The sequence below is a fragment of the Pseudoxanthomonas japonensis genome (assembly GCF_043632995.1).
GTDB lineage: Bacteria > Pseudomonadota > Gammaproteobacteria > Xanthomonadales > Xanthomonadaceae > Pseudoxanthomonas_A > Pseudoxanthomonas_A japonensis.
In genome coordinates, this window is record NZ_CP171632.1 from 1,808,501 (window position 1) to 1,834,313 (window position 25,813).

Below are 25,813 nucleotides of genomic sequence, written 5' to 3' on the forward strand. Positions count from 1 at the left end.
GTCAGGCCAGCGGCCGGTCGGCGAGTGCGGCGAACAACTGGTCGGCCTCCACCGGCTCGCCCATCAGGTAGCCCTGGTAGAGGTCGCAGCCCAGGCGTCGCAGATGCTGCCGCTGTCCCGGCGTTTCGACTCCCTCCGCCACCACACGCAGGTTGAGCGTTTTTCCCAGCGCGATGATGGACGCCACGATGGCGACATCGTCGGCGTTGGTTTCCAGGTCGTGGACGAAGGCGCGGTCGATCTTCAGTTCGTCGGCCGGCAGGCGCTTGAGATACAGCAGGCTCGAATAGCCGGTGCCGAAATCGTCGATGGAGATCTTCACGCCCATCGCCGTCAGTTCGTCGAGGATCCCGAGGCTGGCATCGGCGTCGCGCATGGCGGTGGTTTCGGTGATTTCCAGCGTGAGGCTGGAAGCCGGCACTTCATGCCGGCGCAGGGCCGCGGCCACGGCCTCGACAAGGCTGGGCGAAGAAAACTGCAGCGAGGACAGGTTGATCGCGACGTTGGCGATCTCGTGCCCGGCGTGGCGCCACGCGCGCATCTGACGGCAGGCTTCGTCCAGCACCCAGTCGCCGATGGCCAGGATCAGGCCGCTGCGCTCCGCCGCGGGAATGAAGGCGCCGGGTGACAGGAGTCCCAGCTCGGGATGCCGCCAGCGCACCAGCGCCTCGGCGCCCACCATCCGGTAATCCGGTGCGGCGAACTTGGGCTGGTAATGGAGGACCAGCTCGTCGCGTTCGATGGCGCGGCGCAGCTCATTCAGCAGCTTCAACTGCTGGTGCGCGCTGATGTTCATCGACGGCGCGAAGAACGTGTACCCGTTCCGCCCGTTGTCCTTGGTGTGGTACATCGCGGCATCGGCATGCGCCATCAGGTCGCGTTCGCTGTCGCCATCGGACGGATACAGCGCGATGCCGATGCTGGCGGTGACGTTCAGCTCGACGCCGTGCACGGACAACGCGGTCGCCGAGACGGTGTCGAGGATGCGTTGCGCGACCATCGCGGCACCTTCGGGATCGGTCGCGGCGAGGACGAGCACGAACTCGTCGCCGCCGAGCCTCGACAGCGTGTCCTGGCCGCGGAGCAGGCTGCGGACGCGCGCAGCGACGTCCACCAGCAAGGCATCGCCCGCCTGGTGGCCGTAGGCGTCGTTGACGCCCTTGAATCCATCGAGGTCCAGGAACATGACGGCGAACTGTTCGTGCTTGCGCCTGGCCTTCTCGATCGCCTGCTCGATGCGGTCCTGCAGCAGGACGCGGTTGGGCAGGCGCGTGAGCGGGTCGTGCAGCGCCGCCTGCACCAGTTCCTCGTTGGCGCGCGCCAGCGAATGCGCCAGGTGGTGCGTACGGGCATGCATCTGCCGGTCCAGCACGGAGACGATCAGGGCGATGCCCATGATCGCCACCGTGGCCACCACCACCAGGATGGCCAGCCATTCGGAGGGTACGCCGCCACCGCGCGCGGCACCGCACCAGCTGTCGGGCGCGAAGCGGGCGGCCGCCATGCCGGTGTAGTGCATGCCGACGATCGCGAACCCCATCACCACGGCGGCCAGGAGGCGCAACAGCAGTTTGCGGCGGCCACCGGTACGCAGCTGGAAGGCGATCCACAGGGCGGCGCCGGAGGCCACCACCGCGATGACGATCGACAGGGTGAACCAGCCGGGGTGGTATTCGATGCCGGGCTGCATCTGCAGTGCCGCCATGCCGGTGTAGTGCATCAGCGCAATGCCCATGCCCATCAGCAACGCGCCCACCGCCAGCAGGCGATAGGGCAGGTCGGCGCGCGAGACGAGCCACAGGGCGAATGCGGAGGAGCCGATCGCGGCCAGCATGGAGCCGAGGGTCAGGGCGATGTCGTAGCCCAGCGGGATCGGCAGGTCGAAGGCCAGCATGCCCACGAAGTGCATGGACCAGATGCCCAGTCCCATCGCCAGCGCACCACCGGTCAGCCACCAGCGAGCCGCGCCGCCGCGCGTGGTCGCCACCCGGCCGGCCATGTCGAGGGCGGTATAGGAGGCGAGAATGGCGACCAGCAGGGAGAAGAGAACGAGGATCTCGTTATAGGTGCCGGTCATGGGGTGGGTCGCGGCCCGTGGGGCGGGCTCTTCAGGAAACGGTATCGGCCCCGCGTCACACTTCTTGAGTGCGGGGGAACCGCGCTGGTCCCGCGTCCCGGCACCTTTGGCACGGTCGGCCGCCGTACCTGGCCGATATTCTCACGGGTCCGCGCGCGCGATGCGCGTCCGTCCTGCTTCCGGAGAACGATGTTGAAGAAGACCCTGCTGTCCGCCGCCACCCTGCTGGCCCTCGCCGCCGCCGCCCCGCTGGCGGCCCACGAAGACCACGCTTGCCTGGATGACGGCTGCACGCTGCAGTCGCTGTTCGCCGAGCCCGAAGCCGCAAGGGCTGCCTCCGGTTCGACGATCACCGCCAAGCAGTTCGGCACGTGGGGCTTCGACACCGCGGGTATGGACCGCCAGGCCAAGCCGGGCACCGACTTCTTCCGCTACGTCAGTGGCACCTGGGCCGACACCACGCAGATCCCGGCCGACCGCTCCAGTTATGGTGGCTTCGCCATCCTGCGTGACCTCTCCGAAGCGCGTCTGCGCGTGCTGGTCGAAGGGTATGCGCTGGGCGACCCGGCGACGGGCGGCGACTCCGCCAAGATCGCGGCGCTGTACCGGGGCTTCATGGACGAGAAAACCGTCGACGCGCTCGGTGCGAAACCCCTGCAGCCGGTGTTGGCGGGCATCCGCGCGGCGAAGGACAAGGAGGCGCTGGGCAGACTGATGGGCCAGCGCGGCGGCTTCTACGACAGCTTCTTCAACCTGGGCGTCAGCGACGACCAGAAGGATCCCGACCGCTACACGCTCTACCTGAGCCAGGGTGGCCTGGGCCTGGGCGATCGCGAGATGTACCTGCGCGACAACTTCAAGCCGCAGCGCGAGCGTTACGAAGCCTATATCGCGCAGATGCTGCAGCTCGCCGGCTGGGCGAAGCCGCAGGAGAACGCAAAGGCGATCCTCGCGCTGGAGACCCGCATCGCCGACGCGCACTGGACGCGCGCCGAAAGCCGCAATCGCGACAAGACCTACAACCCGCTGGACATGGCCGCCTTCGCCACGACGTCGCCGGGCTTTCCGTGGGCGGACTTCTTCAACGCCGCCGGCGTCGAGGGCGCCGGGCGCGCGGTGATCCGCCAGGACAGCGCCATCCCGAAGATCGCCGCGATCTTCGCCGATACCGATGTCGCGACGCTGCAGGCGTGGCAGGCCTTCCACGCCGCCGACAATGCCGCACCGCTGCTGTCGAAGGACTTCTCGGTGGCGCAGTACGAATTCCGCGACAAGTTCCTGTCCGGCCAGCCGCAGCAGCGTGAGCGCTGGAAGCGCGGCGTCTCGTTCGCCGAATCGGCGATGGGCGAGGCGATCGGCCGCGACTACGTGGCCCTGTACTTCCCGCCCGAATCGAAGGCCAAGATGGATGCGCTGGTCGCCAACGTGAAGGCGGCGATGGGCGCACGCCTGGATACGCTGGCGTGGATGAGCCCGGCCACCAAGGCCGAGGCGCATGCCAAGCTGGCCGGCTTCGGGTTGAAGATCGGCCATCCCGACACGTACCGCGACTACAGCGCGCTTGTGGTGAAGAACGGCGACCTGTTCGGCAATGCGCAGCGCGCCGGCCAGTTCGAGTGGAACTACCGCCGCGCCCGCATCGGCCAGCCGGTCGACAAGGGCGAATGGGGCATGACCCCGCAGACGGTGAACGCCTACTACAACTCGGTGAAGAACGAGATCGTGTTCCCGGCCGCCATCCTGCAGCCGCCGTTCTTCGATCCGGCCGCCGATCCGGCGGTGAACTACGGCGGCATCGGCGGCGTGATCGGCCACGAGATCATCCACGGTTTCGACGACCAGGGCCGCAAGTCGGACGGCAAGGGCGTGCTGCGCGACTGGTGGACGGCTGACGATGCGGCCAAGTTCGAAGTGCAGGCCGCCAAGCTCGGCGCGCAGTACGAGGCCTACACGTTCGCGCCGCTGCCCGGCATGCACATCAACGGCCGCGTGGCGATGGGCGAGAACATCGGCGACCTCGGCGGCCTGACCATCGCGCTGGAGGCCTACCACCGTTCGCTGGGCGGCACGCCGGCGCCGGTGATCGACGGCTTCACCGGCGACCAGCGCTTCTTCATGGGCTGGGGCCAGATCTGGCGCACGCTGTGGCGCGACGACGCGCTGCGCCAGCAACTCGTCAACGGCACCCATTCGCCGGGCCACATCCGCGCGTTTGCGCCGCTGCGCAACATCGATGCGTGGTACGACGCGTTCGGCATCAAGCAGGGCGATCCGCTGTACATCGCACCGCAGGACCGCGTGCGGATCTGGTAGCCGCATCAGGACGCCGCCCTCGAGGCGGCGTCCACGTCGTAGCGTGCGCCATGCGCACGACACGCGCGATGCCTGCCGCATTCGTGCATCGGGAGGGTTGAATGCGATCGTGCGCATGGCGCACGCTACGCCGCGCCCTCGCTCGGCTTGCATCGCCGGGCGCGCGCGCCGATGATGCGGGGCATCGTCGTTTTTCCTGCGTTTCGTCTCATGCCCGCCACCCCCGCGTCCTCCTCGCAAGGCGACCTGTTCGGCGGCCCGCAGCCGGGCCGGCTGCACCGGCTGTTCTTCGCGCTGGTGCCCTCGGCGGGCGAGCGCGAAGGCCTTCGCCACCGTGCCGAAGACCTCAAGGCTGCGTTTCCGCAGGCGCGCTGGGTGCGTCCTGAGCGCTATCACCTGACCCTGCATTTCCTCGGCGAAAGCGATGGGCCGCGCGAGGACATGATTCGCACCGCGCATGACGCCATGCAGGACTGGCAGCCGGAACCGGTCGGCATCACCCTCGACCACCTGCTGTGCCTGGGCAATCCGAAGAACCCGGCATTGACGCTGGCGGCGCTGCATCCGTCGCCGGCCGTGGTCGCCTTCTGGCGCGGCCTGCAGCAGCGCCTGCTGCGGGCCGGCTTCAAGCAGCACGTCGGGCGCAGCTTCGTCCCGCACCTGACCCTGGCCTACGTGCCGCCGCGCACGACGCCGGTGGACGTGCCGCCGGTGGTTCTGCACCCGCAGGCCGTCCACCTGCTGCAGAGCATCGAGGGTGAGGTCGACTATGACGTGCTGGGCGAGTGGCCGTTGGGGTGATGCGGCTCAGTGCCGGAGCCGGCGCAGGGCATCCAGCTTGGCGTGATAGAGCTGGCGGTGGTCGCCTTCGCTGAGATGTTCAGCGCGTGCCAGCGCCTTGCCGGCGCGGCGGTTGTCGCCCATCTGGAAGTACACGCGCGCCAGGCCGAAATGGAAGCGGTGTTCGTCGGGGAACAGCTTGATCGCCTGCCGGTAGTCGCGGACGGCCTGTTCGAAATCGCCTTCGCGCTCGTGGCGGACGCCCAGCAGGAAATGGTGGAACGGATCCATGGCCTGCACGCGCTGCAGCCGGGCCTGCAGGCGCGCCGCGGCCGGAGTGTTGCCGGTGCGCTGGTAATGCGCGGCCAGGTTGGACAGGGCGCCGGGGTCCTGCGGATTCAGCTGGAGCGCGTGCAGGTAATGCTGTTCCGCCTGCACCGGATCGCCATGGCGCAGGTGCAGGACACCGGTGTTGCTCCACGTCACGGCATAAGCGGGGTCCAGGGTCTTGGCCACGCTGGCGTAGCGCAGGGCGTCGTCCAGCCGGCCGGCCTCCAGCAGGTCGGCGGCGCGGTTGTTGTAGTAGTGGACCAGCAGGCGCGTATCGCTGATCCGGCGCGGTGGCTTGCGCGCGATCACCTGGTCCCAGGCGACGTCGACGGTCAGCTGACGGTGCTGGATAAGCACGCCGGCATTGACGTGGTGGGTGCGGTAGAGCGTGTCCTGTTCCTGCCGCCAGGCGAGGGTCTCGTCGATCTGCTGGCCGTAGGCCTGCAGGCCGGCTTCGCGCGCCAGCGCGATGGCCAGCAGGGTGAAGCTGAGGCAGTTCGCCTTGCGGGTGGCGTAGGCCTCGGCCACCGTGTGGTTGGCATCGATGTCGTAGCTCATGCCCAGGTCGTCGGGCGAGAACAGGAACTCGACCATCCGCCGCAGGCGTTGTTCGGAACCGCGCGGCGTCGACAGGACCCTGGCGTGGAACTGCTGCCGCAGCGGGTCGGGCAGGGCCATGATCTCGGCCGGCGTGGGCGGCTGGGCGGCGGGAACGGATGGGGCGACGGGCGCGGGCACCAGTCCGGCCACGGCCAGCGTGGCGGCCAGCAGGGTGGCGATCATGGGGCGGCCCTCCCGACGGAGACGATGGCGGCAGTCTATGCGCTGTGGCGATGCAGCATTGGTACATTGCGGGCGTTAGGATGTGCGCATGGACCTTGATGCCCACCTGATCGCCTGCCCCCACTGCGCCGCGATGAACCGTGTGCCGGTGGAGCGGTTGGCCGAGGCACCGCAGTGCGGGCGCTGCCACGAAGCGTTGTTCACCGGCGTGCCACTGGCGCTGGGCGAGGCGGACTTCGATCGCCATGCGCTGCGCAGCACGTTGCCGTTGCTGGTCGATTTCTGGGCGCCGTGGTGCGGTCCCTGCCTGCAGATGGCGCCGCATTTCGAGCGCGCGGCAGGCCTGCTGGAACCGACGATGCGCCTGGCGAAGGTGGACACCGACGCCAGTCCCGGCCTGGGCAACCGCTTCGGCATCCGCAGCATCCCGACGATGGTGCTGCTGCAGGGCGGACGCGAGATCGCGCGGCAGAGCGGGGCGATGCAGGCGGAGGGGATCGTGCGGTGGGCGAGGGATGCCTGCGCCTGATGCTGTCCTCGCTTCGCACGCCGGCATGAATCTGCCTTCACTGGATTCCGAACGCTTCGACCTTCGTCCGCTGACGGCCAGGGACACCGCGCTTTATGTCGCGCTGTACACCGACGCCGCAGTGATGAGGCATGTGGCCGAACCCATGGATGCCAAGTCGGCCAGCCAAGCATTCAGCAAGGTGGAATCGCTCAACCGGCGCGGGAGCGACGATTACCGGACGTGGGTCATCGTCGAGAAGGCGACCGGGCAGGACATCGGCTTGCTGGCGCTCGTGGCCCGGGAGGGGATACACGAAATCGGCGCCCTGATCTGGCCCGAATGGCACAACGGCGGCGTCGCGACCGAGATCATCCGCCGTTTGATGGATTTCGCTTTTGCCGAAGGCGGCTCTCAGGCGGTTTTCACCCGCCACCGGGCGGAAAACGGCGGTGCCGAGGGCCTGATGCGGAAACTGGACTTCCAGCGTATTCCGTCGGAAGGCCATCGGGATGGCGGCGTAAGGTGGGAACGGACGCGTGCGCGATGGCAACGTGCGTCCGGCAACGAATGAACCAGGGGAACGCATGAAAAAGGGAAGTTTGGCTTGTGTGGGCACCGGGATGATGCTGGGTGCCCATATCGGTCCGCGGGCACGCAGCCATATCGAGCAAGCCGACGTCGTATTTGTCGCGGTCTCCGATGCGCTCGTGGAGCTCTGGGTGCAGGGCATGAATCACGACGTACGAAGCCTGCAGCCTTACTACGCCGAGGGCAAGCCGAGATCGGATACGTACCGGGAGATGGTCGCAGCCATGATGGAGGAGGTTCGTGCGGGCCGTCGCGTCTGCGGAGCGTTCTATGGGCATCCGGGCGTATTTGCGGTCGTACCGCACAGAGCGGTGGCGCAGGCTCGCGATGAGGGGTATGAGGCCGTCATGGAGGCGGCGGTATCCGCCGAAGACTGCCTGTATGCCGATCTGGGGATCGATCCAGGGACGTTCGGCTGCCAGCACTACGAGGCAAGCCAGTTCATGTTCTACAAGCGCCGGATAGATCCTTCGGCCTACCTCATCCTGTGGCAGATCGGCGTAGCAGGTGACCGTACGCTTGCTCGCTTTGAGACGGGCGCGCAGTTCAGGAATCTCCTCATCGAACTGTTAGCGGAGCAGGGGTGTCCGTCAGACCACGAGGTCATCGCTTACGAGGCCGCGACCCTCCCTATCGCCAAACCACGCATCGAACGGATGCTTCTGTCGGCCCTGCCCGGGGTACGGCTCGAACTGAGCACGACCCTGGTCATCCCGCCTTTCCGTTCGCTGGAGCGCAATCACGCGATGCTTAACCGGCTCGCATCGTTGCAGGCCAGCGGCGCCTAACAGAGGTTCGGGGTGCCGGAGTGGCTCCGTGTCACGAAAGCGGGTATCGTCCGCGGCAAGGGGCACGCGTACCAGTTCGGCCGGCGCTGACTAAGAGGCCCCCAGGGGAGACCGCATATCGGAAACCGATGGCGGTCGCAAGAAATCGAAAGGCAATTTGGGGATACTCGCGTGACGAATGCAATCCAGGTGCTGGAACGTATGGGGGCTGCCCCGGTAGTGGGTATGCAGAGCTTGGAAGCCTATTTCCGTGATGCCGATGTCACGGACCAAGAGCGGACGGCGATCCTGACGGGTGATGTCGATATGCTCAACGACGTTTTCGGTGCGCGTGCGCAGATGGTCTGCGCGATTTTCGCGCCCGAGAACGAGCCGTTTAAGGAGAATGGCGATGAAGAAGGTGATCGGGATGGTCGCGAGGACGAGCAGGAAGAACAGGCGCCCTGATCGGCGCGTGTCGTTCGGCCGTTCGTGGATGGGGGCGCTTTGCGCCCTTGTCCTGTTGCTGTTATCGGCATCGGTAGCTGCGGCATCGCCGGAGTTGGGTTTCGACGAGCTGCTGGAGAAGGCAGAGCAGGTCCGCAGTGCAAACCCGGTTGAATTCCGACAGGTATTGCGTGAAGTGAACGCCCGCAGGGCCGAAGCAACCGGCGACCAGCAGGGTCAGGTTGCTTACCTGAACGCTTACGCGCTGGCTTTCGCAGGTCGCTTCGATGCGGCCATCGAGGCAGCTGGCAAGCTGATGCGTTCGACTACCTCGGTCGACATGCAGGTCAGGGCTGGTTCGTTGATCGTTACCAGCTATGCTGGCACGCGCCAGTTCACAGAGGGTCTACGGCAACTGGAGCAGACCCTGGTGCTGCTTCCCGTGGTGAAGGAACCTTCTTTGAAGGTGCACGCCGCTGTCGCGGCAGCCGTGCTCTACAACCAGATAGGACAACATGAGCTGGCGTTGCAGTTTGCCGATCAGGTACTTGCGACCAGCAAGATTCCGCGTGAGCTCTGCTTTGCAGGGTTTCTGAAATCGGAGGCCCAGCTCAAGTTGGGCGAGATACCCAACGAAGACAAAGCCTTGGTCGGCATTATCGACGACTGCCTGGCGAACAAGGAAGTGGTGATGGCCAACTTCACGCGCCAGGTGTTGGCGCAGAAGTGGGCGGCCCAGGGGGAGCGGAAAAAAGCGATCTCGATGCTGAGCGAGCATCTGGAGGAAATCGAGGGCACGCGTTACCCCCGTCTGGTGGGCGAAGTGCATTCTCTGCTGGCTCAGTTCCTTCTGGAAGAGCAGGATATCGAAGCGGCCGAGGAGCACGCGAACCGGGCGGCCGCGTTGAGCGCGAACATTCCGTATTCCGTCCCTCTGGTTGCGGCGTATCGTACGTTGTACGAGATCGCGGAACGGAAGGGCGACAAAGCGCTGGCACTTACCCAGTACCGAAAGTTCGCGGAGGCCGACAAGGCTTATTTGAACGACGTCAACGCGCGCGAACTGGCCTACCAGATCGTCCGCCAGGAAACGCTTCAGAAGACCCAACAGATCACCGCCCTCGACCAGAAGAACCAGGTGCTCCAACTGCAGCAGAAGGTCGACCAGCAGGCGGCACAGAACACGCGCCTGATCGTCATCCTGCTGATACTGCTGATCGCCTCCATCGGCTACTGGGCATTCAAGATCAAGCGTGTGCAGCTGTCGCTGAAGAAGATGGCCGAGACCGATGCCCTGACCGGCATCTGCAACCGCCACCACTTCACCATCCGCGCCGAGCGCGCGCTGGCCGAGTGCGCCCGCAACGGCGAACAGGCCGCGCTGATCATGTTCGACCTGGACCACTTCAAGAACATCAACGACCGCTTCGGCCACGGCACCGGCGACTGGGCGTTGAAGGAAGTGGCCGAGGCCAGCAAGGGCTTCTGCCGGCGCATCGACGTGCTGGGCCGCCTCGGCGGCGAAGAGTTCGCCATCCTCATGTACGGCTGCGACCTGCGCGCCGCCTCCCGCGTGGCCGAAGACTGCCGCGTGCGCCTGGCCCAGATCGAGACCCGCGAGACCGGCCACGTCTTCGCCATCACCGGCAGTTTCGGCGTGACCTCCACCCAGCAGTCCGGCTACAGCCTGGCCAAGCTGCTCTCGCAGGCGGACAAACAGCTGTATCGCGCCAAGCACGCCGGCCGCAACCGCGTCTGCATCTACGACGCCGAGCAGGAGAACGCCCGCGCGACCAGCAACGTGTTGGAGATGCCGCACCGCGACCGCGCCGAGCACCTCGGCGCCTGAGGGTCCGGATCAGGGCGTGTCGACGATCGCCTGCAGGCCGTCGTCGATCGCCAGCTGGTTGCGTCCGCGGCTCTTGGCCTGGTAGAGCGCCCGGTCGGCCGCTTCCAGCCAGGCCCGCAAACCGGCGGCCCCTGTCGTCTTCGCCAGGCCCAGGCTGACGGTAGGGCGAAGCCCCGGCGCACTGTCCACCTGCAACGCCTCCACGCCCTCACGGATGCGCTGCGCCACGATGCCGGCCGCGTCCACATCGGTGCCGCGCAACAGCACCGCGAACTCGTCGCCGCCCAGCCGGCCCGCCGCGTCGTGGCCACGGATGCTCTGGCGGATCACCTCCGCCGTCGCCCGCAGCACGTCGTCGCCGGCCGCATGGCCATGGCGGTCGTTGATCGTCTTGAAATGATCGATGTCGATCATCAGCAGCGTGGCCGGCTCGCCGGTGTCGGCGCACTGGTCGAGCAGCAGCGCTGCCTGCTCCTGCCAGTACCGCCGGCTGTCCAGCGCCGTCAGCGTGTCGCGCCGGCTCAGTTCGTCCAGCTGCCGGTTCTGCCGCTTCACCTTGCGCACCAGACGGTAGCTGGCCTGGCTGACGGCGATCGTGTGGATCAGCAGCATCGGCAGGCACGCGACCATCACCGGCATGCTGGTGACGGCCTGCACCTCGAACCCGCTCGCCATGCCGGCCGCCACCGCGCCGGCCGCCATCAGGGGCAGTGACCAGTACCAGAGCCGGTCGATGCCGGTGCTGATCTTGTCGACCGTGGCCAGCGTCACCAGCAGTACGCTGGGCAGCAGGTTGAAGGCCATCAGCGGCACCCACATGCCGGCCAGGATCGAATCCACCAGCAGGTTGCGGATCTCGCCGCGGAATGGCACCGGATGGCGCAGCGCCAGCCACAGCGCGAGCTGCGGCCACACCACCGTGGTGAAGAGCAGGAACACCCAATGGCCCGCGCCGGCCTGGTTCTCCAGCAACACCATGCCGATCGGCAACGCCCCCAAGCCCATGCCAAGCATGCGCAGCCGGTAGATCCGGCGCGGCAGGCGTTCGGTATGGCGTTCCGGATCGGTCCCGGGCGGTGCGTTGAACGGCATTGGCGCTGGAGTCCCCTCGCTCGTGGCGGCCACCCCCGGAGCGCCGGGGGAAGGCGGAGTGTAGGTCAAAGCGTGACAGCGGGCACGCTGCGGAGCCATGCCAGGAGAACGGCCGAAGAGCCGGATTCTTGAGCGTGTGGACGATAATCCGGCGTCCTCCCTTCGCGGTTTCCCGATGTCCGCTCCACGATCCTCCGTCGACGCCCCGTCCCATCCTGTGCCAACCCGGCTGGCTGGGCTGGCGGCGATGACCGGTGCCGTGGGGTTCCTGCTCGTGGCGGGATCGCTGCACCTGGTACGCGCTGACCTGGACTGGCAGCGGGCCACGCTGAGCCAGTACCTGCTGGGTCCATGGGGGCTGCTGCTGCGCACCACCTACTGCGTGCTCGCCGCGACCATCGTGGTGCTGGCGCTCGGCCTGCACGCGCAACTGTCGGCGAGGGCACGCAGTGCCGCGCCGCTGCTGCTGTTCTGCATCGGCGCGGTGGCGTTGGCGGGCGTGGCGATCGGCGATTCCTGGTTGCCGCAGGCGGCGCCGTACTTCCACCACTGGTTCCACCATACGTGCGCGATCACCGCATTCCTCTGCGTCACCACCGGCATGGTCCTGCAGGCGTGGCGGTTCCGCCTGGACGATGCGTGGCGTCGGTACTTCCCGCTGGCTGCGACGTGGTCGGTGGCCTGCTATGCGTTGCTGTGGCTGCACGCCCTGTGGCCGCCCGCAGGCCAGGGCTGGGTGCAGAAGCTGCTGATCGCGTTGATCGTCATCGCCATGTGGCTCGGCGGATGGTGGCTGTGGCGGGCCGGGTCCGGTGCGACGGTCGCCGCGCGGCGCTAAGCTGCCCGTCCCACAATGGAGGAAACCCCATGATCCAGCGCTTCGACGTAGGCCCGCGGCTGTCCGAGATGGCCATCCACAATGGCGTGGTGTACCTGGCCGGCCAGATCGCCGAGGACGCGACCCAGGGCATCGCCGGCCAGACCCAGCAGGTGCTGGGCGAGATCGATGCGCTGCTGGCGCGCGCCGGCACCGACAAGTCGAAGATCCTGCGTGCCGAAATCTTCATCAAGGACCTGCAGGACTTCGAGGCAATGAACCGCGTATGGGACGCGTGGGTGCCTGAAGGCAATGCGCCGCCGCGCGCCACCGTGCAGGCGAACCTCGCACGACCGGCATGGCTGATCGAGATCGTGGTGACGGCCGCGGTCTGAGTCATGGCGACGCGCAAGCCCGGTCCCTGGCAACGCCCGGCGCCGAAGCGGCGAGGCGGTGCGATGAAACTGACGCCCGCGCAGGTAGAAGAAGCGCGCGCCCGTGCGGCCGCGGCAGGCCGGCGCTATCCCAACCTGGTCGACAACATGTACGTGGCGGCGAAGGCGCGACGCGAAGGTGTCGCGGAAAAACCGGCGGGTGATGACGCAGAATGAGGGTGCATGCCGCGTGAGGACAAGCATGCACATCCGGCCGTAAATGTCTGTAATAAAAGTGCTTTGAAACGCTAACCGGACGTCAACAAGTCCTCGCGTATCGTGCCGCCCACGTTCCGCAGCCGCTGCGGCACGCACTTCCCGGGGTGCGCGCCGCAGCCCCTGCGGACGACCACTCAGGTGCTGCGTTGCGCCAGCCAGTCGATCACGCCATGCGCGGCGTGTCGGCCGCTGGCGAAGCAGGCCGTCAGCAGGTAGCCGCCGGTGGGCGCCTCCCAGTCGAGCATCTCGCCGGCGGCGAACACGCCGGGCAGGGCGCGCAGCATCAGTTGCGGGTCCAGCGCCTCCATCCGAATCCCGCCGGCACTGCTGATCGCCTCGGCGATCGGGCGCGTGCGTTGCAGCCGGAACGGGAAACGCTTCAACGTCCGCGCGATGCACGCGGGGTCGGCGAGCGCGGCCTTGTCCAGGACTTCGTACAGCAGCGCGGCACGCACGCCGGATACGCCGGCCTCGCGCCGCAGGTGTTCGCTGAGGCTGCGCGAGCCGCGCGGTTTGGCGAGGCGGCGGGCGAGGTCGGCTTCCGCGCGACCCGGCAGCAGGTCCAGCACCAGCGTGGCGTGACCGTCGCGCGCGATGGCGTCGCGCAGCATCGGCGACAACGCGTAGACCAGGCTGCCCTCGATACCGGTGGCGGTGAGCACGCATTCGCCCTGGCGCTGCTGCGCGGTGCCGTCGGTATCCTGCCAGTGTGCGACCACCGGCTTGAGCGGCTCGCCAGCGAAGCGCGTGGCCAGATGCTCGCTCCAGCCGATGTCGAAGCCGCAGTTCGATGGAAGCAGCGGTGCGACGTCAATGTCCTTTGCTTTCAGCGCGTCTACCCAGGCGCCATCCGAACCGAGTTCGGGCCAGCTGCCCCCACCCGTCGCCAGTACGGTGGCATCGGCCCGTACGGCGATCTCGCCGTCCGGTGTCGCGAAGCGCAGCGCATCTGCATCGTTCCAGCCCAGCCAGCGGTGGTGCACATGGAAGCGGACGCCTTGTTCGCGCAGGCGCCGTACCCAGCCGCGCAGCAGCGGTGCCGCTTTCAGGTCAGACGGGAACACGCGGCCCGAGGTGCCGACGAAGGTCTCCACGCCGAGCCCGCGCGCCCAGGCGCGCAGGGCATCGGCATCGAAGTCGCGCAGCCAGATTGCGATCTCCGGCGCACGTGCGTGGTAGCGGGTGACAAAGACATCGATGGGGTCGGAGTGGGTCAGGTTCATGCCACCCTTGCCGGCGATCAGGAACTTGCGTCCCACCGACCCCTTGGCGTCGTACAGATCGACCTGCAGGCCGGCGGCGCGCAGGGTTTCGGCTGCCATCAGTCCGGCCGGGCCGCCGCCGATGACGGCGATGGTGTGTGCGGGTGAATGGGATTCGGGGTGTCGCGCAGGCATCGGCATAGTATGCCGTGCCCCCACGCCGCTTCCGGCAGGCGCGGTGCGTGCGTGGCATGCGGTATCGTCTCGCAAGACTCCAGACACGGGATACACGATGCGTTCGAACCTGCCGGCGACCACCAGCCGCGCCTTCTGGCTGCTCTGCCTGTTCGCCTCCGGCGCGGTGGCGAAAGAAGCCGCACCGCCGCCCGCGCTGCAGGACATCGACGCCTATGTCGACTCGGTCCGCGAGGCCTTCGACGTGCCCGGCATCGCGGTCGCCGTGGTCAAGGACGGCGAGGTGGTACTGGCCAGAGGCTGGGGCGAACGCGAAATGGGCAAGGCCGCGCGGGTCGATGCGCACACCATGTTCGCCATCGCCTCCAACACCAAGGCCTTCACCGCGGCGTCGCTGTCGATGCTGGCCGACGAGGGCAAGCTGACGCTCGAGGACCGGGTGATCGACCACCTGCCGTGGTTCCGCATGGCCGACCCCTACGTCACCCGTGAGATGCGCATCCGCGACCTGCTGGTCCACCGCAGCGGGCTGGGCCTGGGCGCGGGCGACCTGCTGTTCTGGCCTACCACCACCTACAGCAACCGCGAGGTCGCCGAGCGCCTGCGTGACGTGCCGCTCACCGGCGGCTTCCGCGAGCGCTATGCGTACGACAACATCCTGTACGGCGTGGCGCAGCTGGTCGTCGAACAGGTCAGCGGGCAGCCGTACGACCAGTTCCTGCGCGCGCGCTTCTTCCAGCCGCTGGGCATGCGCGAGACGCGCTACAACAGCGATGCACTGAAGGCCGGCGACAACGTCGCCAGCGGGCATGCCAAGGCCGACTTCACCACGCTGCAGCCTGCGCCGCGGATGACCTGGCGCAACGTCGCCGGCGCCGGCGGCCTCTATTCCAGCGTCACCGACATGGCGAAGTGGATGAACGCTCAGCTCGCCGGTGGCACGTACCGCGATGCAAAAGGCCGCGAGCAGGCGCTGTTCACGCCGGCACGCCAGAAGGCCATGTGGTCGCTGGTCACGCCCATCCCGATCGCCGAACCGAAGATCGAGGCGCTGAAGGCGGCGAAGCCGAACTTCCTCGGCTATGGCGAAGGCTGGATGGTGTCCGATTTCCAGGGCCGCAAGCTCGTGTGGCATACCGGCGGCTGGCCGGGCATGGTCTCGCGCGTGACGCTGGTGCCGGAGCAGAAGCTGGGCATCGTGGTGCTGACCAACCAGGAAGTGGGTGCGGCCTTCAATGCGATCACGTTGAAAGTGCTGGACGCGTACCTGGCCAACAGCGGCACGGACTGGCTGGCCGCCTACCGGGCACAGGTGGCGCAGTCCAAGGACAACGCCGACGAGCACTGGCAGAAGCTGCTGGCCGCGCGCGACGCGAGCGCGAAGCCATCGCTGCCGCTGTCGAAGTACGCGGGCACGTTGCGCGACCCGTGGTACGGCGACGTGGTGGTGACGCAGGAGGGCAACGGTCTGGTCCTTCGCTTCAGCCGCACGCCAGAACTGGTCGGCGACCTGCAGCCGTGGCAGCACGACACCTTCGTGGTGCGCTGGCGCGAGCGCTGGCTCAACGCCGATGCCTTCCTGACCTATTCGCTGAAGCCGGACGGCGGCGTCCGCGAGGCACGCATGGAAGCGATCTCACCGTTGACCGACTTCAGCTTCGATTTCCACGACCTGCGACTGGCGCCGGTGGAGTAGGGAGAGGCCTGGATGGCAGGTGTGGGAGCGACGTAAGTCGCGATGGAGGCGTCACCATGCAATGGACGTCCGTTGTCCTTGCCAAAAGCTCGCGACTTACGTCGCTCCCACAACCGCCTTCGGCCTTGGGGGAAGTGCACAGCCGTCACTCATGCGGCTTGACGTCGACCAGTTCGACGTCGAACACCAGCGAGGCGCCCGGCGGGATGACACCGCCGGCGCCCTTGCTGCCATAGCCGAGGTCGGCGGGAATCTTCAGCGTGCGCTTGCCGCCGACCTTCATGCCGGCCACGCCGTCGTCCCAGCCGCGGATCACCTGGCCGGCGCCGAGCAGGAAGGTGAAGGGCGTGCCGCGGTCGACCGAGCTGTCGAACTTCATGCCGCGCTGCTGCGGGGCAGTCTCGTCGTACAGCCAGCCGGTGTAGTGCACGCTGACATCGCTCCCGCTGGTCGCCACGGCACCCGTGCCGGCGAGCGTATCGATGCGCTCCAGTTCGGCGACGCTGCCACCCGGGGGCGGGCCGGCAGGCGCGCAGGCGGCGAGCAGGGTCAGCGAAACAGCGAGCAGCAGGGTACGCATCGACAATGTCATCCGGTGGGGCGAGAGGCGCGCAGGGTAACCGATCCTGCGCGACAGTCTGCGCAGACGCACCGGGTACACTGCCGGCATGGCGAAACTGTTCCTCAACCTGCGCAACGTGCCCGGCGACGAAGCCGACGAGGTGCGCGACCTGCTGCGCACGAACGCGATCGATTTCTATGAAACCCAGCCCAGCCCGTGGGGGATCTCCGCCGGCGGGCTGTGGATCGAGGACGCGGACCAGCTGGCACGCGCGAAGACCCTGATGGCCGACTACCAGGCGAATCGGCGCGACCAGGCCCGCGCGCGCCAGGCGGCGGACGAACGCGAGGGACGTGCCGAGACGTTCATGGGGCAGCTGCAGGCGCGGCCCGGCTATGTGATCGGCATGCTCGTCGCGATGGTGGCGATCATCGTGCTGACGCTGGCCTTGCCCTGGCTGCTGCTCTGACGGTCACGCCGCCGCTTCGCGCGGCAGCCGTTCGGCGTAGGCCGTTTCCAGCGCTTCGTGCGCGACCCAGAAATTGCCCGGCGCGCGGCCTTCCAGCTGGTCGAGCAGGATGCCGACATGCGCGTGCCAGCCGGCGGACACGCTGAGCAGTGCGGCGCGGTCGGGCAGCCGTGCATGCGTGATCGTCAGCAGAACCCGATCGCCGTCGGGCTGCAGATCGAAGCGCACCTCGGACGCACTGCCATCGGCTTCTCCCCAGGTATGCGCCAACAGGTGGGGCGGCTCGCATGCCGTGACCTGGCCGGACTGATGGTGGCAGCCGTCCTCGGTGCGATAGCGCTCCGGCGTCGGCACGCGATGGTCGGACAGATCGTCGTTGTGGAATTCCAGCCGCACGTCGCCACCGACGCGCAGGTCCATCGGACCGGATGCCAGCCAGCTGCCCCGGGCTTCGCTGTCGGTCAGGTAGTGCCAGACGCGCTCGATGGGGCCTGGCAGCGAGCGTTGCAGGCGCAGCGTGCCGGGGGCGACCAGCGTGCCGAAAGCGGTGTTGATGTCGTTCATGGCGGACTCCTGTGAAGGGTGATGGAAGCTCAGAACACCGCGTGCAAGGCGTCGAGCATCGTGCTCCAGCCTTGTTGCGTGCGGCCGGCGTAATCGGCCCACGCGCGCGGGAGGGTGTGGACCAGGCGCAGCTCGCAGCCGGTGGACGTGGGCGTGATGGCGATATCGACGCGGCTGCCGTCCTGGTCGGCTTCGCCGGCGATGGTCCAGGTGAAGGACAGCCGGTGCGGCCGGTCGATGACGAGGTACTCGCCGACGTGGTCGATGCGCTCGCCGCCGCGTTCGACCAGCATCGAGAAGCGGCCGCCGACGCGCGGGTCCACGTCCAGGCGCAGCAGCTTTTCTTCACGTACATCCGGGCCGAACATCCATTGCCCGAGCAACCGTGGCGTCAGCCAGGCGTCGAACACGCGTTCGGCTGGCGCGGCAAAGGCGCGTTGCACGGTGACATCGACGGTGTCGGGCGGGGAGGGGTGCGTCATGGTGTTTTCCGGGGCGGGGTGGCGAGGGGGGCGGCGTCCGCTTGCAGTGCGGCATCGAGGGCATCGAGGCGGGCGGTCCAGAACTGTTCGTACTGCCGCAGCCAGGCTTCGCCTTCGGCCAGCGCCTGCGGCTGCAGGTGGCACAGGTGCGTGCGGCCCTGGATCTGCCGCATCACCAGGCCGGCCCGCTCCAGCACCTTGATGTGCTTGGAGGCGGCGGCCAGCGAGATCTGGAACGGCGCCGCCAACTCGCCGACGCTGCGCGGCTGCCCGCCGAGACTGCGGAGCATGCGGCGGCGGGTGCCGTCGGCGAGGGCGTGGAAGACGGCGTCGAGCCGCGGAGAGTCATGTTCAACCATGTGGTTGAGTATTCCGTCGCCAATCGTAACTGTCAACCATCTGGTTGAATAAAGGGCCGAAGGCCGACGGACGGTAAAATCGCGCCATGGTCACCAATATCGCCGCCTACCACTTCGCCCCGATCGCCGCGCCCGACGAATTCGCGGCCACGCTGCATGCCCGCGCCGAGGCGCTTGCGTTACGCGGTTCGGTGCTGGTGGCGGGCGAGGGGCTGAACCTGTTCCTGGCCGGCAAGGCCGATGCGATCGAAGCCTTCCTCGCGCCGTTGCGCGCCGATGAACGTTTCGCCGGACTGCGGGTGAAGTACAGCCACAGCGCACAGATCCCGTTCGCACGGCTCAAGGTCAAGGTGAAGCCGGAGATCATCAGCTTCCGTCGCCCCGGCACCACACCCGAAGACGCGCGCGCGCCCGTGGTCGAACCCCGCACGCTGGCGCGCTGGCTGGAGCAGGGTCACGACGATGCAGGCCGCCGCGTGGTGATGCTGGATACCCGCAATGCGCAGGAAGTCGAGTACGGCACCTTCGCCGGCGCGCTGACCCTGTCGATCGACAAGTTCACCGATCTGCCCGCCGCACTGGCACCGCACCGCGATGCGTTGAAGGACGCCACGGTGGTCAGCTTCTGCACCGGCGGCATCCGCTGCGAGAAGGCCGCGCTGTGGATGCAGGCCGACGGCATGGACAACGTGCTGCAGCTGGACGACGGCATCCTGGGCTACTTCGAGCAGGTCGGCGGGTTCGGCTTCGACGGCGCCTGCTTTGTGTTCGACGAACGCGTGGCGCTGAACCCGGATCTGAGTCCGCTGGTGGATGAAGCCGCGGACGCTGCATGAGCGGCCTGGACACCCTGCGCTTCGACAACCGCTTCGTCCGCGAACTGCCAGGCGATCCGGAGCAGGGGTTCCGTCGTCGCGAAGTGCGAGGGGCGCTGTGGTCGGCGGTCGAACCCACGCCGGTCGCTGCGCCGACGCTGCTGGCCCATTCGCGTGAAGTCGCGGCACTGCTCGGGCTGGACGACGCCGATGTCGCGTCGCCTGCCTTCGCGCAGGTCTTCGGCGGCAATGCGCTGCTGCCGGGCATGCAGCCGTATGCCGGCAACTACGGTGGCCACCAGTTCGGCAACTGGGCAGGGCAGCTGGGCGACGGCCGTGCGATTACGCTGGGGGAAGCGATCAACGCGAACGGTGAACGCTGGGAGCTGCAGCTGAAGGGCGCCGGACCTACGCCGTACTCGCGCACCGCCGATGGGCGTGCGGTGCTGCGTTCTTCCATCCGCGAATTCCTGTGCAGCGAGGCCATGCACCACCTCGGCGTGCCGACGACGCGGGCGTTGAGCCTGGTCGGCACCGGCGAGCAGGTGGTGCGCGACATGTTCTACGACGGCCATCCAGCGCCCGAGCCGGGCGCGGTCGTCTGCCGTGTGGCGCCGTCGTTCCTGCGCTTCGGCCACTACCAGTTGCCGGCGTCGCGTGGCGAGACGGACCTGCTGCGTACGCTGGTCGACTTCACGATCCGCCGCGATTTCCCGCATCTTTCCGGCGAGGGCGAGGCGCTGTATGCCGCATGGTTCGCCGAGGTCTGCGAGCGCACCGCGGTGATGGTGGCGCACTGGATGCGCGTGGGCTTCGTCCACGGCGTGATGAACACCGACAACATGTCGGTGCTGGGCCTGACCATCGATTACGGTCCCTACGGCTGGATCGACAACTACGATCCGGACTGGACGCCGAATACCACCGACGCGCAGGGCCGGCGCTATCGCTTCGGCTGGCAGCCGCGCCTGGCGGGCTGGAACCTGAGCCGCTTCGCGCAGGCGCTGTCGCCGCTGTTCGATGGTGTGGAGGCGCTGCAGGAAGGACTGCAGCGCTTCGCCGATGCGTATGCGCAAGCCGACCGCGACACTATCGCCCGCAAGCTGGGATTGGCCGCGTGCCGCGATGACGATGTCGAACGCATGGAGGCCCTGCAGGGCCTGTTGCAGGAAGGCGAGGTCGACATGACGCTGTTCTTCCGCGTGCTGATGGACGCGGACCCGGCGGATGCATCGCTGTCGGCGTTCGACGAGGCGTTCTACGACGCTGCCAGGCGTGAGGCGGTCGCCCCCGCGTTGCGCGACTGGATGGCGGCCTATGGGCGTCGCCTCGAAGACGACGCGCTCGACGCCGCTTCGCGGCGCGAACGCATGCGCCTGGCCAATCCGCGTTTCGTGCTGCGCAACTACCTGGCGCAGCAGGCTATCGATGCAGCCGAGGTGGGCGACCTGTCCGGTGTACACGACCTGCTCGACGTGATGCGCCACCCGTACGACGACCAGCCCGGTCGCGAGCGCTTCGCAGCACGGCGTCCGGACTGGGCACGGCAGCGTGCCGGCTGCTCGATGCTGTCCTGCAGTTCCTGACGGTACTGGGACTGATGTGGGAGCGACGTAAGTCGCGAGCTTTTGTGCAGGTGTAACCCACATGGATGCAATTCGCTTTGCGCCCGTTCGCGACTGACGTCGCTCCCACAACCACAAGACGGGAGCGGTAGGATGTCCCATCCTCTACGGAGTGCGCCCCCATGATCACCGTCCACCACCTCAACAATTCCCGCTCCCAGCGCGTGCTGTGGCTGCTGGAGGAGCTGGGCCTGGACTACACGGTGGTCCGCTACCAGCGCGACCCGAAGACCATGCTGGCACCGCCGGAACTGAAGAAGGTGCATCCGCTCGGCAAGTCGCCGGTCGTGGTCGACGGCGAACACGTACTGGCCGAATCCGGTGCCGTGCTCGAATACCTGGTGGAGCGCTACGACGCCGCGCGCCGGTTCGCGCCGTCACCGGGGACGGCGGAGCACCTGCGCTACCGCTACTGGTTGCACTACGCCGAAGGTTCGGCGATGCCGCCGATGCTGTTGAGCCTGGTGTTCTCGCGCCTGAAGAAGGCGCCCATGCCGTTCTTCGCCCGCCCGATCGCGCGCGGGATTGCCGACAAGGCGCTGACGACCTTCGTTGGCCCGCAGGTGAAACTGCACCTGGACTACATGGAACGCGAGCTCGGCAAGACACCGTGGTTCGCCGGCGACCAGTTCAGCGCGGCCGATATCCAGATGAGCTTCCCGGTGGAAGCGGCGGCGGTACGCGCAGGGCTGGACGCCTATCCGAACCTGGCCGGTTTCCTGGCCCGCATACATGGGCGTCCGGCTTACCAACGGGCGCTGGAACAGGGCGGTCCGTTCGACCTGCTGGGCTGAGCGGGATACAGCGTCCCGTGGTGCGCCGTGGAATCCCTTGCGCCGTGTCCCCATGACGATGTCATCGTCATTGCCGGTACTCCCATGATTCCCTATTCGCTCCTCGATCTGGCCCCCGTCTGCGAAGGCAGCGACACCACCCAGGCCTTCGTCCACATGCGCGACCTCGCGCAGCACGCCGAGCGTTGGGGCTATACGCGCTACTGGCTGGCCGAGCACCACAACATGCCAGGCATTGCCAGCGCCGCGACGGCCGTGCTGGTCGGACACGTCGCGGGCGCGACCTCGACGATCAGAGTCGGCTCGGGCGGCATCATGCTGCCCAACCATTCGCCGCTGCAGGTGGCCGAACAGTTCGGCACGCTGGTGTCGCTGTATCCCGGCCGCATCGACCTGGGCCTGGGCCGCGCCCCCGGCACCGACCAGCCGACGGCGCGCGCGCTGCGTCGCTACTTCGACGGCGCCGACAACTTCCCGCAGGACGTGCAGGAGTTGTTGCGCTACTTCGAACCGGTGCAGGAAGGGCAGGCCGTGCGTGCCGTGCCGGGTGCCGGACTCGATGTGCCGGTGTGGTTGCTGGGTTCCAGCCTGTTTGGCGCCCAGCTGTCGGCTGCGCTGGGTTTGCCTTATGCGTTCGCGTCGCACTTTGCGCCAGACGCGATGGACCAGGCGTTGCTGGTGTACCACCGCGATTTCCGACCGTCCAAGCGGTTGGCGAAGCCGCATGCGATGCTGGCGTTGAATGTGGTGGCGGCCGAGACCGACGAGGAGGCCCGCTATCTGTTCACCACGCAGCAGCAGGCGTTCGTCAACCTGCGGCGTGGCCGCGCCGGCCTGGTGCCGCCACCGATCGACGATATCGAGACGTTCTGGCAACCCCACGAAAAGGCCGGCGTGGAGCAGGCGCTGGCCTGCGCGGTCGTCGGCAGCCCGGATACGGTGCGCAAGGGTATCGCGGCGTTCATCGAGCGGCACCGCCCCGACGAGCTGATGCTGACCGCCAACGTCTTCGACCACGCCAAGCGCCTGCGTTCGTTCGAGATCGCCGCCGACGTCATGCGGTCGTAGGGCGGGCCTTGGTCCGCCGCCGCGCGTTGTCGGGCCTCATTCGGTGCGTTGGTGGTTTCGATCATCGCCATCGCGAGCGTAGGGATGGCAATGGCGGGCCTGGGCCCGCCCTACATGGTGCCGCGTTGAATGAATGGCACGCGCTCGTAGAGCCGGCGCTCGCCGCCGCGCGGATCGTCCTGCATGCCGGATGCGTCGTCGAACACCATCGTCTGCCGCCGCGGCAGCGTGTACGGCGACCAGGCTGGAATCCCGCGATGGTTCGGGTCGCCGTGACGGGAGAAGGCGATCAGCGCGTCGCTCATGCGCGAGGCCATCGCCCGTGCGCGGGTATCGTCGCCCGTCTTCGACCCTTCGGCGGCCACGTTGTCGAACACCAGCGCGATATCGAGTGTGTGGAAGGCGCGCAGCCGACCACCGTCCGCCGGTGAGCGCCAGTCGAGCTGGTAGACCCACGCGGGCGATCCCTGCCGTGCGCGTTCCTCGGCTTCGATGATGGCGCCGCGCCATGAACGTCCAGCCGTGGTGGCCGCGAAGAAGACCTCCGACGGTGAGTAATCCGGATACAGCCGCCGGTACTCGGCGATCACCACGTCCGGCAACAGATCCACGTACTGCTGCTCGCGCAGTTTCTGCGGCAGCTGGTCCCAGGTCAGGGTGAAGTTCGCCTCGTCGTTGCCGAGGAACGCACGGGTTTCATCGCGCGTGTTGCCGATGACCATCGGAATGCGCGAGGACTGTGGTGGCGCATCCGGGTAGAAGGGATGGCGGGGCAGGCTGCGCGCGTCCAGCACCGGTCCGAAGTAGAGCGACGTGTTTTCCGCGCGCGACGGATCGCGGACCCGCGTGGCGTCCAACAGGCGCGCCATCGGCATCGCCAGCAATCCGTCGATGTCGCCGGGGCGCAGGCCGAGGTCGGCCACGAACAGCGCGCTGCGCTGGGCGGCGGCGCGCGGCCCGACGGCGGTGACCTGCTGGCCGCTCATCGTCATCGCCTTGTGGAACAGGCCGTCGGCCTCCGGCATCGCCATCAGCGTGGCGATCTTGGCGCCACCACCGGACTGGCCGAACACGGTGACGTTGCCGGCGTCGCCACCGAATTCGTGCGCGTGCTCGCGCACCCAGTGCAGCGCGTCGATCAGGTCGAGCTGGCCGACGTTGCCTGCATCCATGACGCGTTCGTCACCGCTTTCGCCCAGGTAGAGATAGCCGAACGCATTGAGCCGGTGGTTGACGGTGACCACGACGACGTCGCCGCGGCGGCACAGGTTCACGCCGTCGTAGAGCGGGTGCGATCCCGAGCCGTTGTTGTAGCCGCCGCCGTGGATGTAGACCAGGACCGGTCGCCTGCCACCATCGCGCAGGGCAGGGGTATGGACATTGAGGAACAGGCAGTCCTCGCTGACGGTCTGGCCATCGGCATCGCCGCGCTGTGGGGCGGAGGCGCCGAAGCGGACCGCGTCGCGCACGCCGGTCCAGGCGGTTTCGCGCAGTGCACGCTGGAAGCGTCGCGTGCGGGTGTCGGCACCGTAGGGCACGCCGCGGAAGACGTGCACGCCACGGTCGACGAGGCCGGCAATGCGGCCGCTCCGGGTCGTCGCGGTCACGGTCCTCCGGGGAGCCCCGGCGGCGGGCAAGGTCGTCGCCAAGGTCGCGAGCGCCGACGTGCCCGCCAGGTGCTGCAGGAAGCGGCGACGCGATTTTTCGAAGGGCGCGGTCATGGGAACCTTGGAATGACACCGGTTCCCAAGAGGCTAGCAAAGGCCGTCCCGGCAGGAACGCCGCAGTGCGTCAGGCGGCCATGCCGGCTGCGTGGCCCGAGGCCCAGGCCCACTGGAAGTTGTAGCCACCCAGCCAGCCGGTGACGTCGAGGACCTCGCCGACAAAGAACAGGCCCGGCACATGCTTCGACATCATCGTGCTGCTGGACACGCCGTCGGTGTCCACACCGCCCAGGGTGACCTCGGCGGTGCGATAGCCCTCGGTGCCGCTGGCGACCAGCGGCCAGTCGGCCAGCAGCGCGGCGGCTTCCTTGAGTTGCGGGGCGTTGAACTGCTTCATGGGCCGGTTCGGCAGCCAGATCTCGCACAGGCGCTGGGCGAAACGGCGCGGCAGCGCGTCGGAGAGGACGGTCTTCAGTTCGGCCTCGGGGCGCTGCTTCTGCTGCGACTGCAGCCAGTCCAGCGCATCGCGGTCGGGCAGCAGGTCCAGGCGCAGGTCGTCGCCCGGTTGCCAGTACGAGGATATCTGCAGGATCGACGGCCCGCTGACGCCGCGATGGGTCAGCAGCATGAAATTGCGGAAGCGCGCCTTGCCGCAGCGCGCCTCGACGGGCAGGGCGACACCGCTGAGGTCCGCCAGTCGCTCCTGGTGCTTGCCACTCAACGTCAGCGGCACCAGCCCGGCGCGCGTCGGCAGCACGTCATGGCCGAACTGGCGCGCGAGCTCGTAGCCGAAGCCGGTGGCGCCCATGCTCGGGATCGACAGGCCGCCGGTGGCGACGACAAGCGACGGCGCGGCGAAGCGGCCCAGCGCCGTCTCCAGCCGGAATACGCCGTCGCCGTGCTCGACCTTGTGCACGATGCAGCCGGTCTCGATGCGCACGCCGGCGGCCAGGCATTCGTCCACCAGCAGCTTCACGATGAGCTTGGACGAGACATCGCAGAACAGCTGGCCGAGTTCCTTCTCGTGGTAGGCGACGCGGTGGCGCTCGACCAGTTCGATGAAATCCGCCGGCGTGTAGCGCGCCAGCGCCGATTTGCAGAAATGAGGATTTGCCGACAGGAAGTTGGCGGGCGTGGTGCCGGTGTTGGTGAAGTTGCAGCGTCCGCCGCCCGACATCAGGATCTTCTTGCCCACCTTGTTGGCGTGCTCGACGACCAGCACGCGCAGGCCACGCTGGCCGGCGGTGAGCGCGGTCATCAGGCCGGCGGCGCCGCCGCCGATGACCAGTACGTCGTGCGTGGGCAGCATGC

The 25,813-nt window shown here is 67.7% G+C and carries 26 protein-coding genes; 16 read left to right on the forward strand and 10 right to left on the reverse strand.

Annotation, left to right across the window (positions count from 1 at the left end):
• Position 1: 1 nt before the first annotated feature.
• Entirely contained in the window at positions 2-2,077 is a 2,076-nt protein-coding gene (locus ACGHX3_RS08230) for a putative bifunctional diguanylate cyclase/phosphodiesterase (protein WP_394697057.1), read from the reverse strand.
• A gap of 189 nt (positions 2,078-2,266) precedes the next feature.
• Here ACGHX3_RS08230 and ACGHX3_RS08235 point away from each other — a divergent pair, with 189 nt between their 5' ends.
• Both ACGHX3_RS08235 and thpR read left to right on the forward strand, forming a co-directional pair.
• Positions 2,267-4,390 (forward strand): M13 family metallopeptidase, encoded by a 2,124-nt coding sequence (locus ACGHX3_RS08235; protein ID WP_394697058.1) that lies wholly within the window; start codon positions 2,267-2,269, stop codon positions 4,388-4,390.
• A gap of 210 nt (positions 4,391-4,600) precedes the next feature.
• Entirely contained in the window at positions 4,601-5,191 is a 591-nt protein-coding gene (gene thpR / locus ACGHX3_RS08240) for an RNA 2',3'-cyclic phosphodiesterase (RefSeq protein WP_394697059.1), read from the forward strand.
• Positions 5,192-5,197: 6 nt separating this feature from the next.
• On the opposite strand, the gene ACGHX3_RS08245 is transcribed toward thpR, so the two are convergent.
• A complete protein-coding gene (locus tag ACGHX3_RS08245) occupies positions 5,198-6,283 on the reverse strand; it encodes a tetratricopeptide repeat protein (protein WP_394697060.1) in 1,086 nt (361 codons plus the stop codon).
• 88 nt (positions 6,284-6,371) lie between these two features.
• On the opposite strand from ACGHX3_RS08245, the gene trxC reads away from it, so the two are divergent.
• The 5 genes from trxC to ACGHX3_RS08270 all read left to right on the forward strand — a co-directional run bounded on the left by trxC (position 6,372) and on the right by ACGHX3_RS08270 (position 10,445).
• Complete coding sequence (gene trxC / locus ACGHX3_RS08250) at positions 6,372-6,812, forward strand: thioredoxin TrxC (protein ID WP_394697061.1); 441 nt, start codon at positions 6,372-6,374, stop codon at positions 6,810-6,812.
• 25 nt (positions 6,813-6,837) lie between these two features.
• Positions 6,838-7,365 carry a GNAT family N-acetyltransferase gene (locus ACGHX3_RS08255; RefSeq protein ID WP_213603890.1) on the forward strand — a complete coding sequence of 176 codons (528 nt, stop codon included), beginning with the start codon at positions 6,838-6,840 and terminating at the stop codon, positions 7,363-7,365.
• Positions 7,366-7,378: 13 nt separating this feature from the next.
• On the forward strand, positions 7,379-8,170 hold the full coding sequence (locus ACGHX3_RS08260; RefSeq protein WP_213603891.1) for an SAM-dependent methyltransferase: 792 nt from the start codon (positions 7,379-7,381) through the stop codon (positions 8,168-8,170).
• A gap of 171 nt (positions 8,171-8,341) precedes the next feature.
• A complete protein-coding gene (locus ACGHX3_RS08265; RefSeq protein WP_213603893.1) occupies positions 8,342-8,617 on the forward strand; it encodes a hypothetical protein in 276 nt (91 codons plus the stop codon).
• Entirely contained in the window at positions 8,562-10,445 is a 1,884-nt protein-coding gene (locus tag ACGHX3_RS08270; RefSeq protein WP_213603895.1) for a GGDEF domain-containing protein, read from the forward strand. The genes ACGHX3_RS08265 and ACGHX3_RS08270 overlap by 56 nt, the downstream gene beginning before the upstream one ends.
• 9 nt (positions 10,446-10,454) lie before the next feature.
• Here ACGHX3_RS08270 and ACGHX3_RS08275 read toward each other — a convergent pair whose 3' ends face one another.
• Positions 10,455-11,537: a diguanylate cyclase gene (locus ACGHX3_RS08275; protein WP_394697062.1), complete on the reverse strand. Its 1,083-nt coding sequence runs from the start codon at positions 11,535-11,537 to the stop codon at positions 10,455-10,457.
• A gap of 259 nt (positions 11,538-11,796) precedes the next feature.
• Here ACGHX3_RS08275 and ACGHX3_RS08280 point away from each other — a divergent pair, with 259 nt between their 5' ends.
• From ACGHX3_RS08280 to ACGHX3_RS08290, 3 genes are all read left to right on the forward strand, one after another.
• A complete protein-coding gene (locus ACGHX3_RS08280; RefSeq protein WP_394697063.1) occupies positions 11,797-12,375 on the forward strand; it encodes a DUF998 domain-containing protein in 579 nt (192 codons plus the stop codon).
• 29 nt (positions 12,376-12,404) lie between these two features.
• A complete protein-coding gene (locus ACGHX3_RS08285) occupies positions 12,405-12,749 on the forward strand; it encodes a RidA family protein (protein ID WP_162338854.1) in 345 nt (114 codons plus the stop codon).
• A gap of 63 nt (positions 12,750-12,812) precedes the next feature.
• Positions 12,813-12,965, forward strand: a complete 153-nt coding sequence (locus ACGHX3_RS08290) for a hypothetical protein (RefSeq protein WP_394697064.1) — start codon at positions 12,813-12,815, stop codon at positions 12,963-12,965.
• Positions 12,966-13,141: 176 nt separating this feature from the next.
• On the opposite strand, the gene ACGHX3_RS08295 is transcribed toward ACGHX3_RS08290, so the two are convergent.
• Positions 13,142-14,329: a TIGR03862 family flavoprotein gene (locus ACGHX3_RS08295; protein WP_394697065.1), complete on the reverse strand. Its 1,188-nt coding sequence runs from the start codon at positions 14,327-14,329 to the stop codon at positions 13,142-13,144.
• Positions 14,330-14,501: 172 nt separating this feature from the next.
• Between ACGHX3_RS08295 and ACGHX3_RS08300 the strand changes: the two genes are divergently transcribed.
• Positions 14,502-16,100 (forward strand): serine hydrolase, encoded by a 1,599-nt coding sequence (locus tag ACGHX3_RS08300; RefSeq protein WP_394697066.1) that lies wholly within the window; start codon positions 14,502-14,504, stop codon positions 16,098-16,100.
• A 145-nt stretch (positions 16,101-16,245) separates the two neighbouring features.
• On the opposite strand, the gene ACGHX3_RS08305 is transcribed toward ACGHX3_RS08300, so the two are convergent.
• Entirely contained in the window at positions 16,246-16,680 is a 435-nt protein-coding gene (locus ACGHX3_RS08305; protein ID WP_162338850.1) for an FKBP-type peptidyl-prolyl cis-trans isomerase, read from the reverse strand.
• 88 nt (positions 16,681-16,768) lie between these two features.
• Between ACGHX3_RS08305 and ACGHX3_RS08310 the strand changes: the two genes are divergently transcribed.
• The gene (locus ACGHX3_RS08310; RefSeq protein WP_394697067.1) at positions 16,769-17,131 is read left to right on the forward strand and encodes a DUF6164 family protein; all 363 of its coding nucleotides are present in this window, start codon (positions 16,769-16,771) and stop codon (positions 17,129-17,131) included.
• A gap of 3 nt (positions 17,132-17,134) precedes the next feature.
• On the opposite strand, the gene ACGHX3_RS08315 is transcribed toward ACGHX3_RS08310, so the two are convergent.
• From ACGHX3_RS08315 to ACGHX3_RS08325, 3 genes are read right to left on the reverse strand one after another with little or no spacing between them, the layout of a single operon-like run.
• The gene (locus ACGHX3_RS08315; RefSeq protein ID WP_394697068.1) at positions 17,135-17,695 is read right to left on the reverse strand and encodes an SRPBCC family protein; all 561 of its coding nucleotides are present in this window, start codon (positions 17,693-17,695) and stop codon (positions 17,135-17,137) included.
• A 29-nt stretch (positions 17,696-17,724) separates the two neighbouring features.
• Positions 17,725-18,177: an SRPBCC domain-containing protein gene (locus tag ACGHX3_RS08320; protein WP_394697069.1), complete on the reverse strand. Its 453-nt coding sequence runs from the start codon at positions 18,175-18,177 to the stop codon at positions 17,725-17,727.
• The gene (locus tag ACGHX3_RS08325) at positions 18,174-18,536 is read right to left on the reverse strand and encodes a helix-turn-helix transcriptional regulator (RefSeq protein ID WP_213603913.1); all 363 of its coding nucleotides are present in this window, start codon (positions 18,534-18,536) and stop codon (positions 18,174-18,176) included. Before ACGHX3_RS08325 ends, ACGHX3_RS08320 begins: the two co-directional genes overlap by 4 nt.
• A gap of 86 nt (positions 18,537-18,622) precedes the next feature.
• On the opposite strand from ACGHX3_RS08325, the gene ACGHX3_RS08330 reads away from it, so the two are divergent.
• The 4 genes from ACGHX3_RS08330 (at position 18,623) to ACGHX3_RS08345 (ending at position 22,838) form a co-directional block, all read left to right on the forward strand.
• Positions 18,623-19,372, forward strand: coding sequence for a sulfurtransferase (locus tag ACGHX3_RS08330; RefSeq protein ID WP_394697070.1), 750 nt, complete (start codon positions 18,623-18,625; stop codon positions 19,370-19,372).
• Positions 19,369-20,937, forward strand: a complete 1,569-nt coding sequence (locus tag ACGHX3_RS08335) for a YdiU family protein (protein ID WP_394697071.1) — start codon at positions 19,369-19,371, stop codon at positions 20,935-20,937. The genes ACGHX3_RS08330 and ACGHX3_RS08335 overlap by 4 nt, the downstream gene beginning before the upstream one ends.
• A gap of 161 nt (positions 20,938-21,098) precedes the next feature.
• Positions 21,099-21,770, forward strand: coding sequence for a glutathione S-transferase (locus ACGHX3_RS08340; protein WP_394697072.1), 672 nt, complete (start codon positions 21,099-21,101; stop codon positions 21,768-21,770).
• Positions 21,771-21,854: 84 nt separating this feature from the next.
• Complete coding sequence (locus ACGHX3_RS08345) at positions 21,855-22,838, forward strand: LLM class flavin-dependent oxidoreductase (RefSeq protein ID WP_394697073.1); 984 nt, start codon at positions 21,855-21,857, stop codon at positions 22,836-22,838.
• Positions 22,839-22,948: 110 nt separating this feature from the next.
• Here ACGHX3_RS08345 and ACGHX3_RS08350 read toward each other — a convergent pair whose 3' ends face one another.
• Complete coding sequence (locus ACGHX3_RS08350) at positions 22,949-24,559, reverse strand: carboxylesterase/lipase family protein (protein ID WP_394697074.1); 1,611 nt, start codon at positions 24,557-24,559, stop codon at positions 22,949-22,951.
• A gap of 70 nt (positions 24,560-24,629) precedes the next feature.
• A complete protein-coding gene (locus ACGHX3_RS08355) occupies positions 24,630-25,811 on the reverse strand; it encodes an NAD(P)/FAD-dependent oxidoreductase (protein ID WP_394697075.1) in 1,182 nt (393 codons plus the stop codon).
• Positions 25,812-25,813 lie beyond the last annotated feature (2 nt).

What these genes read in the sequence shown, in the direction of transcription:
- ACGHX3_RS08275 (WP_394697062.1), bottom strand. Translation starts at nt 11,537, where the DNA reads ATGCCGTTCAACGCACCGCCCGGGACCGATCCGGAACGCCATACCGAA.
- ACGHX3_RS08305 (WP_162338850.1), bottom strand. Translation starts at nt 16,680, where the DNA reads ATGCGTACCCTGCTGCTCGCTGTTTCGCTGACCCTGCTCGCCGCCTGC.
- ACGHX3_RS08345 (WP_394697073.1), top strand. Translation starts at nt 21,855, where the DNA reads ATGATTCCCTATTCGCTCCTCGATCTGGCCCCCGTCTGCGAAGGCAGC.
- ACGHX3_RS08330 (WP_394697070.1), top strand. Translation starts at nt 18,623, where the DNA reads ATGGTCACCAATATCGCCGCCTACCACTTCGCCCCGATCGCCGCGCCC.
- ACGHX3_RS08320 (WP_394697069.1), bottom strand. Translation starts at nt 18,177, where the DNA reads ATGACGCACCCCTCCCCGCCCGACACCGTCGATGTCACCGTGCAACGC.
- trxC (WP_394697061.1), top strand. Translation starts at nt 6,372, where the DNA reads ATGGACCTTGATGCCCACCTGATCGCCTGCCCCCACTGCGCCGCGATG.
- ACGHX3_RS08335 (WP_394697071.1), top strand. Translation starts at nt 19,369, where the DNA reads ATGAGCGGCCTGGACACCCTGCGCTTCGACAACCGCTTCGTCCGCGAA.
- ACGHX3_RS08310 (WP_394697067.1), top strand. Translation starts at nt 16,769, where the DNA reads ATGGCGAAACTGTTCCTCAACCTGCGCAACGTGCCCGGCGACGAAGCC.
- ACGHX3_RS08260 (WP_213603891.1), top strand. Translation starts at nt 7,379, where the DNA reads ATGAAAAAGGGAAGTTTGGCTTGTGTGGGCACCGGGATGATGCTGGGT.
- thpR (WP_394697059.1), top strand. Translation starts at nt 4,601, where the DNA reads ATGCCCGCCACCCCCGCGTCCTCCTCGCAAGGCGACCTGTTCGGCGGC.
- ACGHX3_RS08295 (WP_394697065.1), bottom strand. Translation starts at nt 14,329, where the DNA reads ATGGCAGCCGAAACCCTGCGCGCCGCCGGCCTGCAGGTCGATCTGTAC.
- ACGHX3_RS08300 (WP_394697066.1), top strand. Translation starts at nt 14,502, where the DNA reads ATGCGTTCGAACCTGCCGGCGACCACCAGCCGCGCCTTCTGGCTGCTC.
- ACGHX3_RS08315 (WP_394697068.1), bottom strand. Translation starts at nt 17,695, where the DNA reads ATGAACGACATCAACACCGCTTTCGGCACGCTGGTCGCCCCCGGCACG.
- ACGHX3_RS08255 (WP_213603890.1), top strand. Translation starts at nt 6,838, where the DNA reads ATGAATCTGCCTTCACTGGATTCCGAACGCTTCGACCTTCGTCCGCTG.
- ACGHX3_RS08245 (WP_394697060.1), bottom strand. Translation starts at nt 6,283, where the DNA reads ATGATCGCCACCCTGCTGGCCGCCACGCTGGCCGTGGCCGGACTGGTG.
- ACGHX3_RS08325 (WP_213603913.1), bottom strand. Translation starts at nt 18,536, where the DNA reads ATGGTTGAACATGACTCTCCGCGGCTCGACGCCGTCTTCCACGCCCTC.
- ACGHX3_RS08230 (WP_394697057.1), bottom strand. Translation starts at nt 2,077, where the DNA reads ATGACCGGCACCTATAACGAGATCCTCGTTCTCTTCTCCCTGCTGGTC.
- ACGHX3_RS08235 (WP_394697058.1), top strand. Translation starts at nt 2,267, where the DNA reads ATGTTGAAGAAGACCCTGCTGTCCGCCGCCACCCTGCTGGCCCTCGCC.
- ACGHX3_RS08285 (WP_162338854.1), top strand. Translation starts at nt 12,405, where the DNA reads ATGATCCAGCGCTTCGACGTAGGCCCGCGGCTGTCCGAGATGGCCATC.
- ACGHX3_RS08340 (WP_394697072.1), top strand. Translation starts at nt 21,099, where the DNA reads ATGATCACCGTCCACCACCTCAACAATTCCCGCTCCCAGCGCGTGCTG.
- ACGHX3_RS08350 (WP_394697074.1), bottom strand. Translation starts at nt 24,559, where the DNA reads ATGACCGCGCCCTTCGAAAAATCGCGTCGCCGCTTCCTGCAGCACCTG.
- ACGHX3_RS08290 (WP_394697064.1), top strand. Translation starts at nt 12,813, where the DNA reads ATGAAACTGACGCCCGCGCAGGTAGAAGAAGCGCGCGCCCGTGCGGCC.
- ACGHX3_RS08355 (WP_394697075.1), bottom strand. Translation starts at nt 25,811, where the DNA reads ATGCTGCCCACGCACGACGTACTGGTCATCGGCGGCGGCGCCGCCGGC.
- ACGHX3_RS08270 (WP_213603895.1), top strand. Translation starts at nt 8,562, where the DNA reads ATGAAGAAGGTGATCGGGATGGTCGCGAGGACGAGCAGGAAGAACAGG.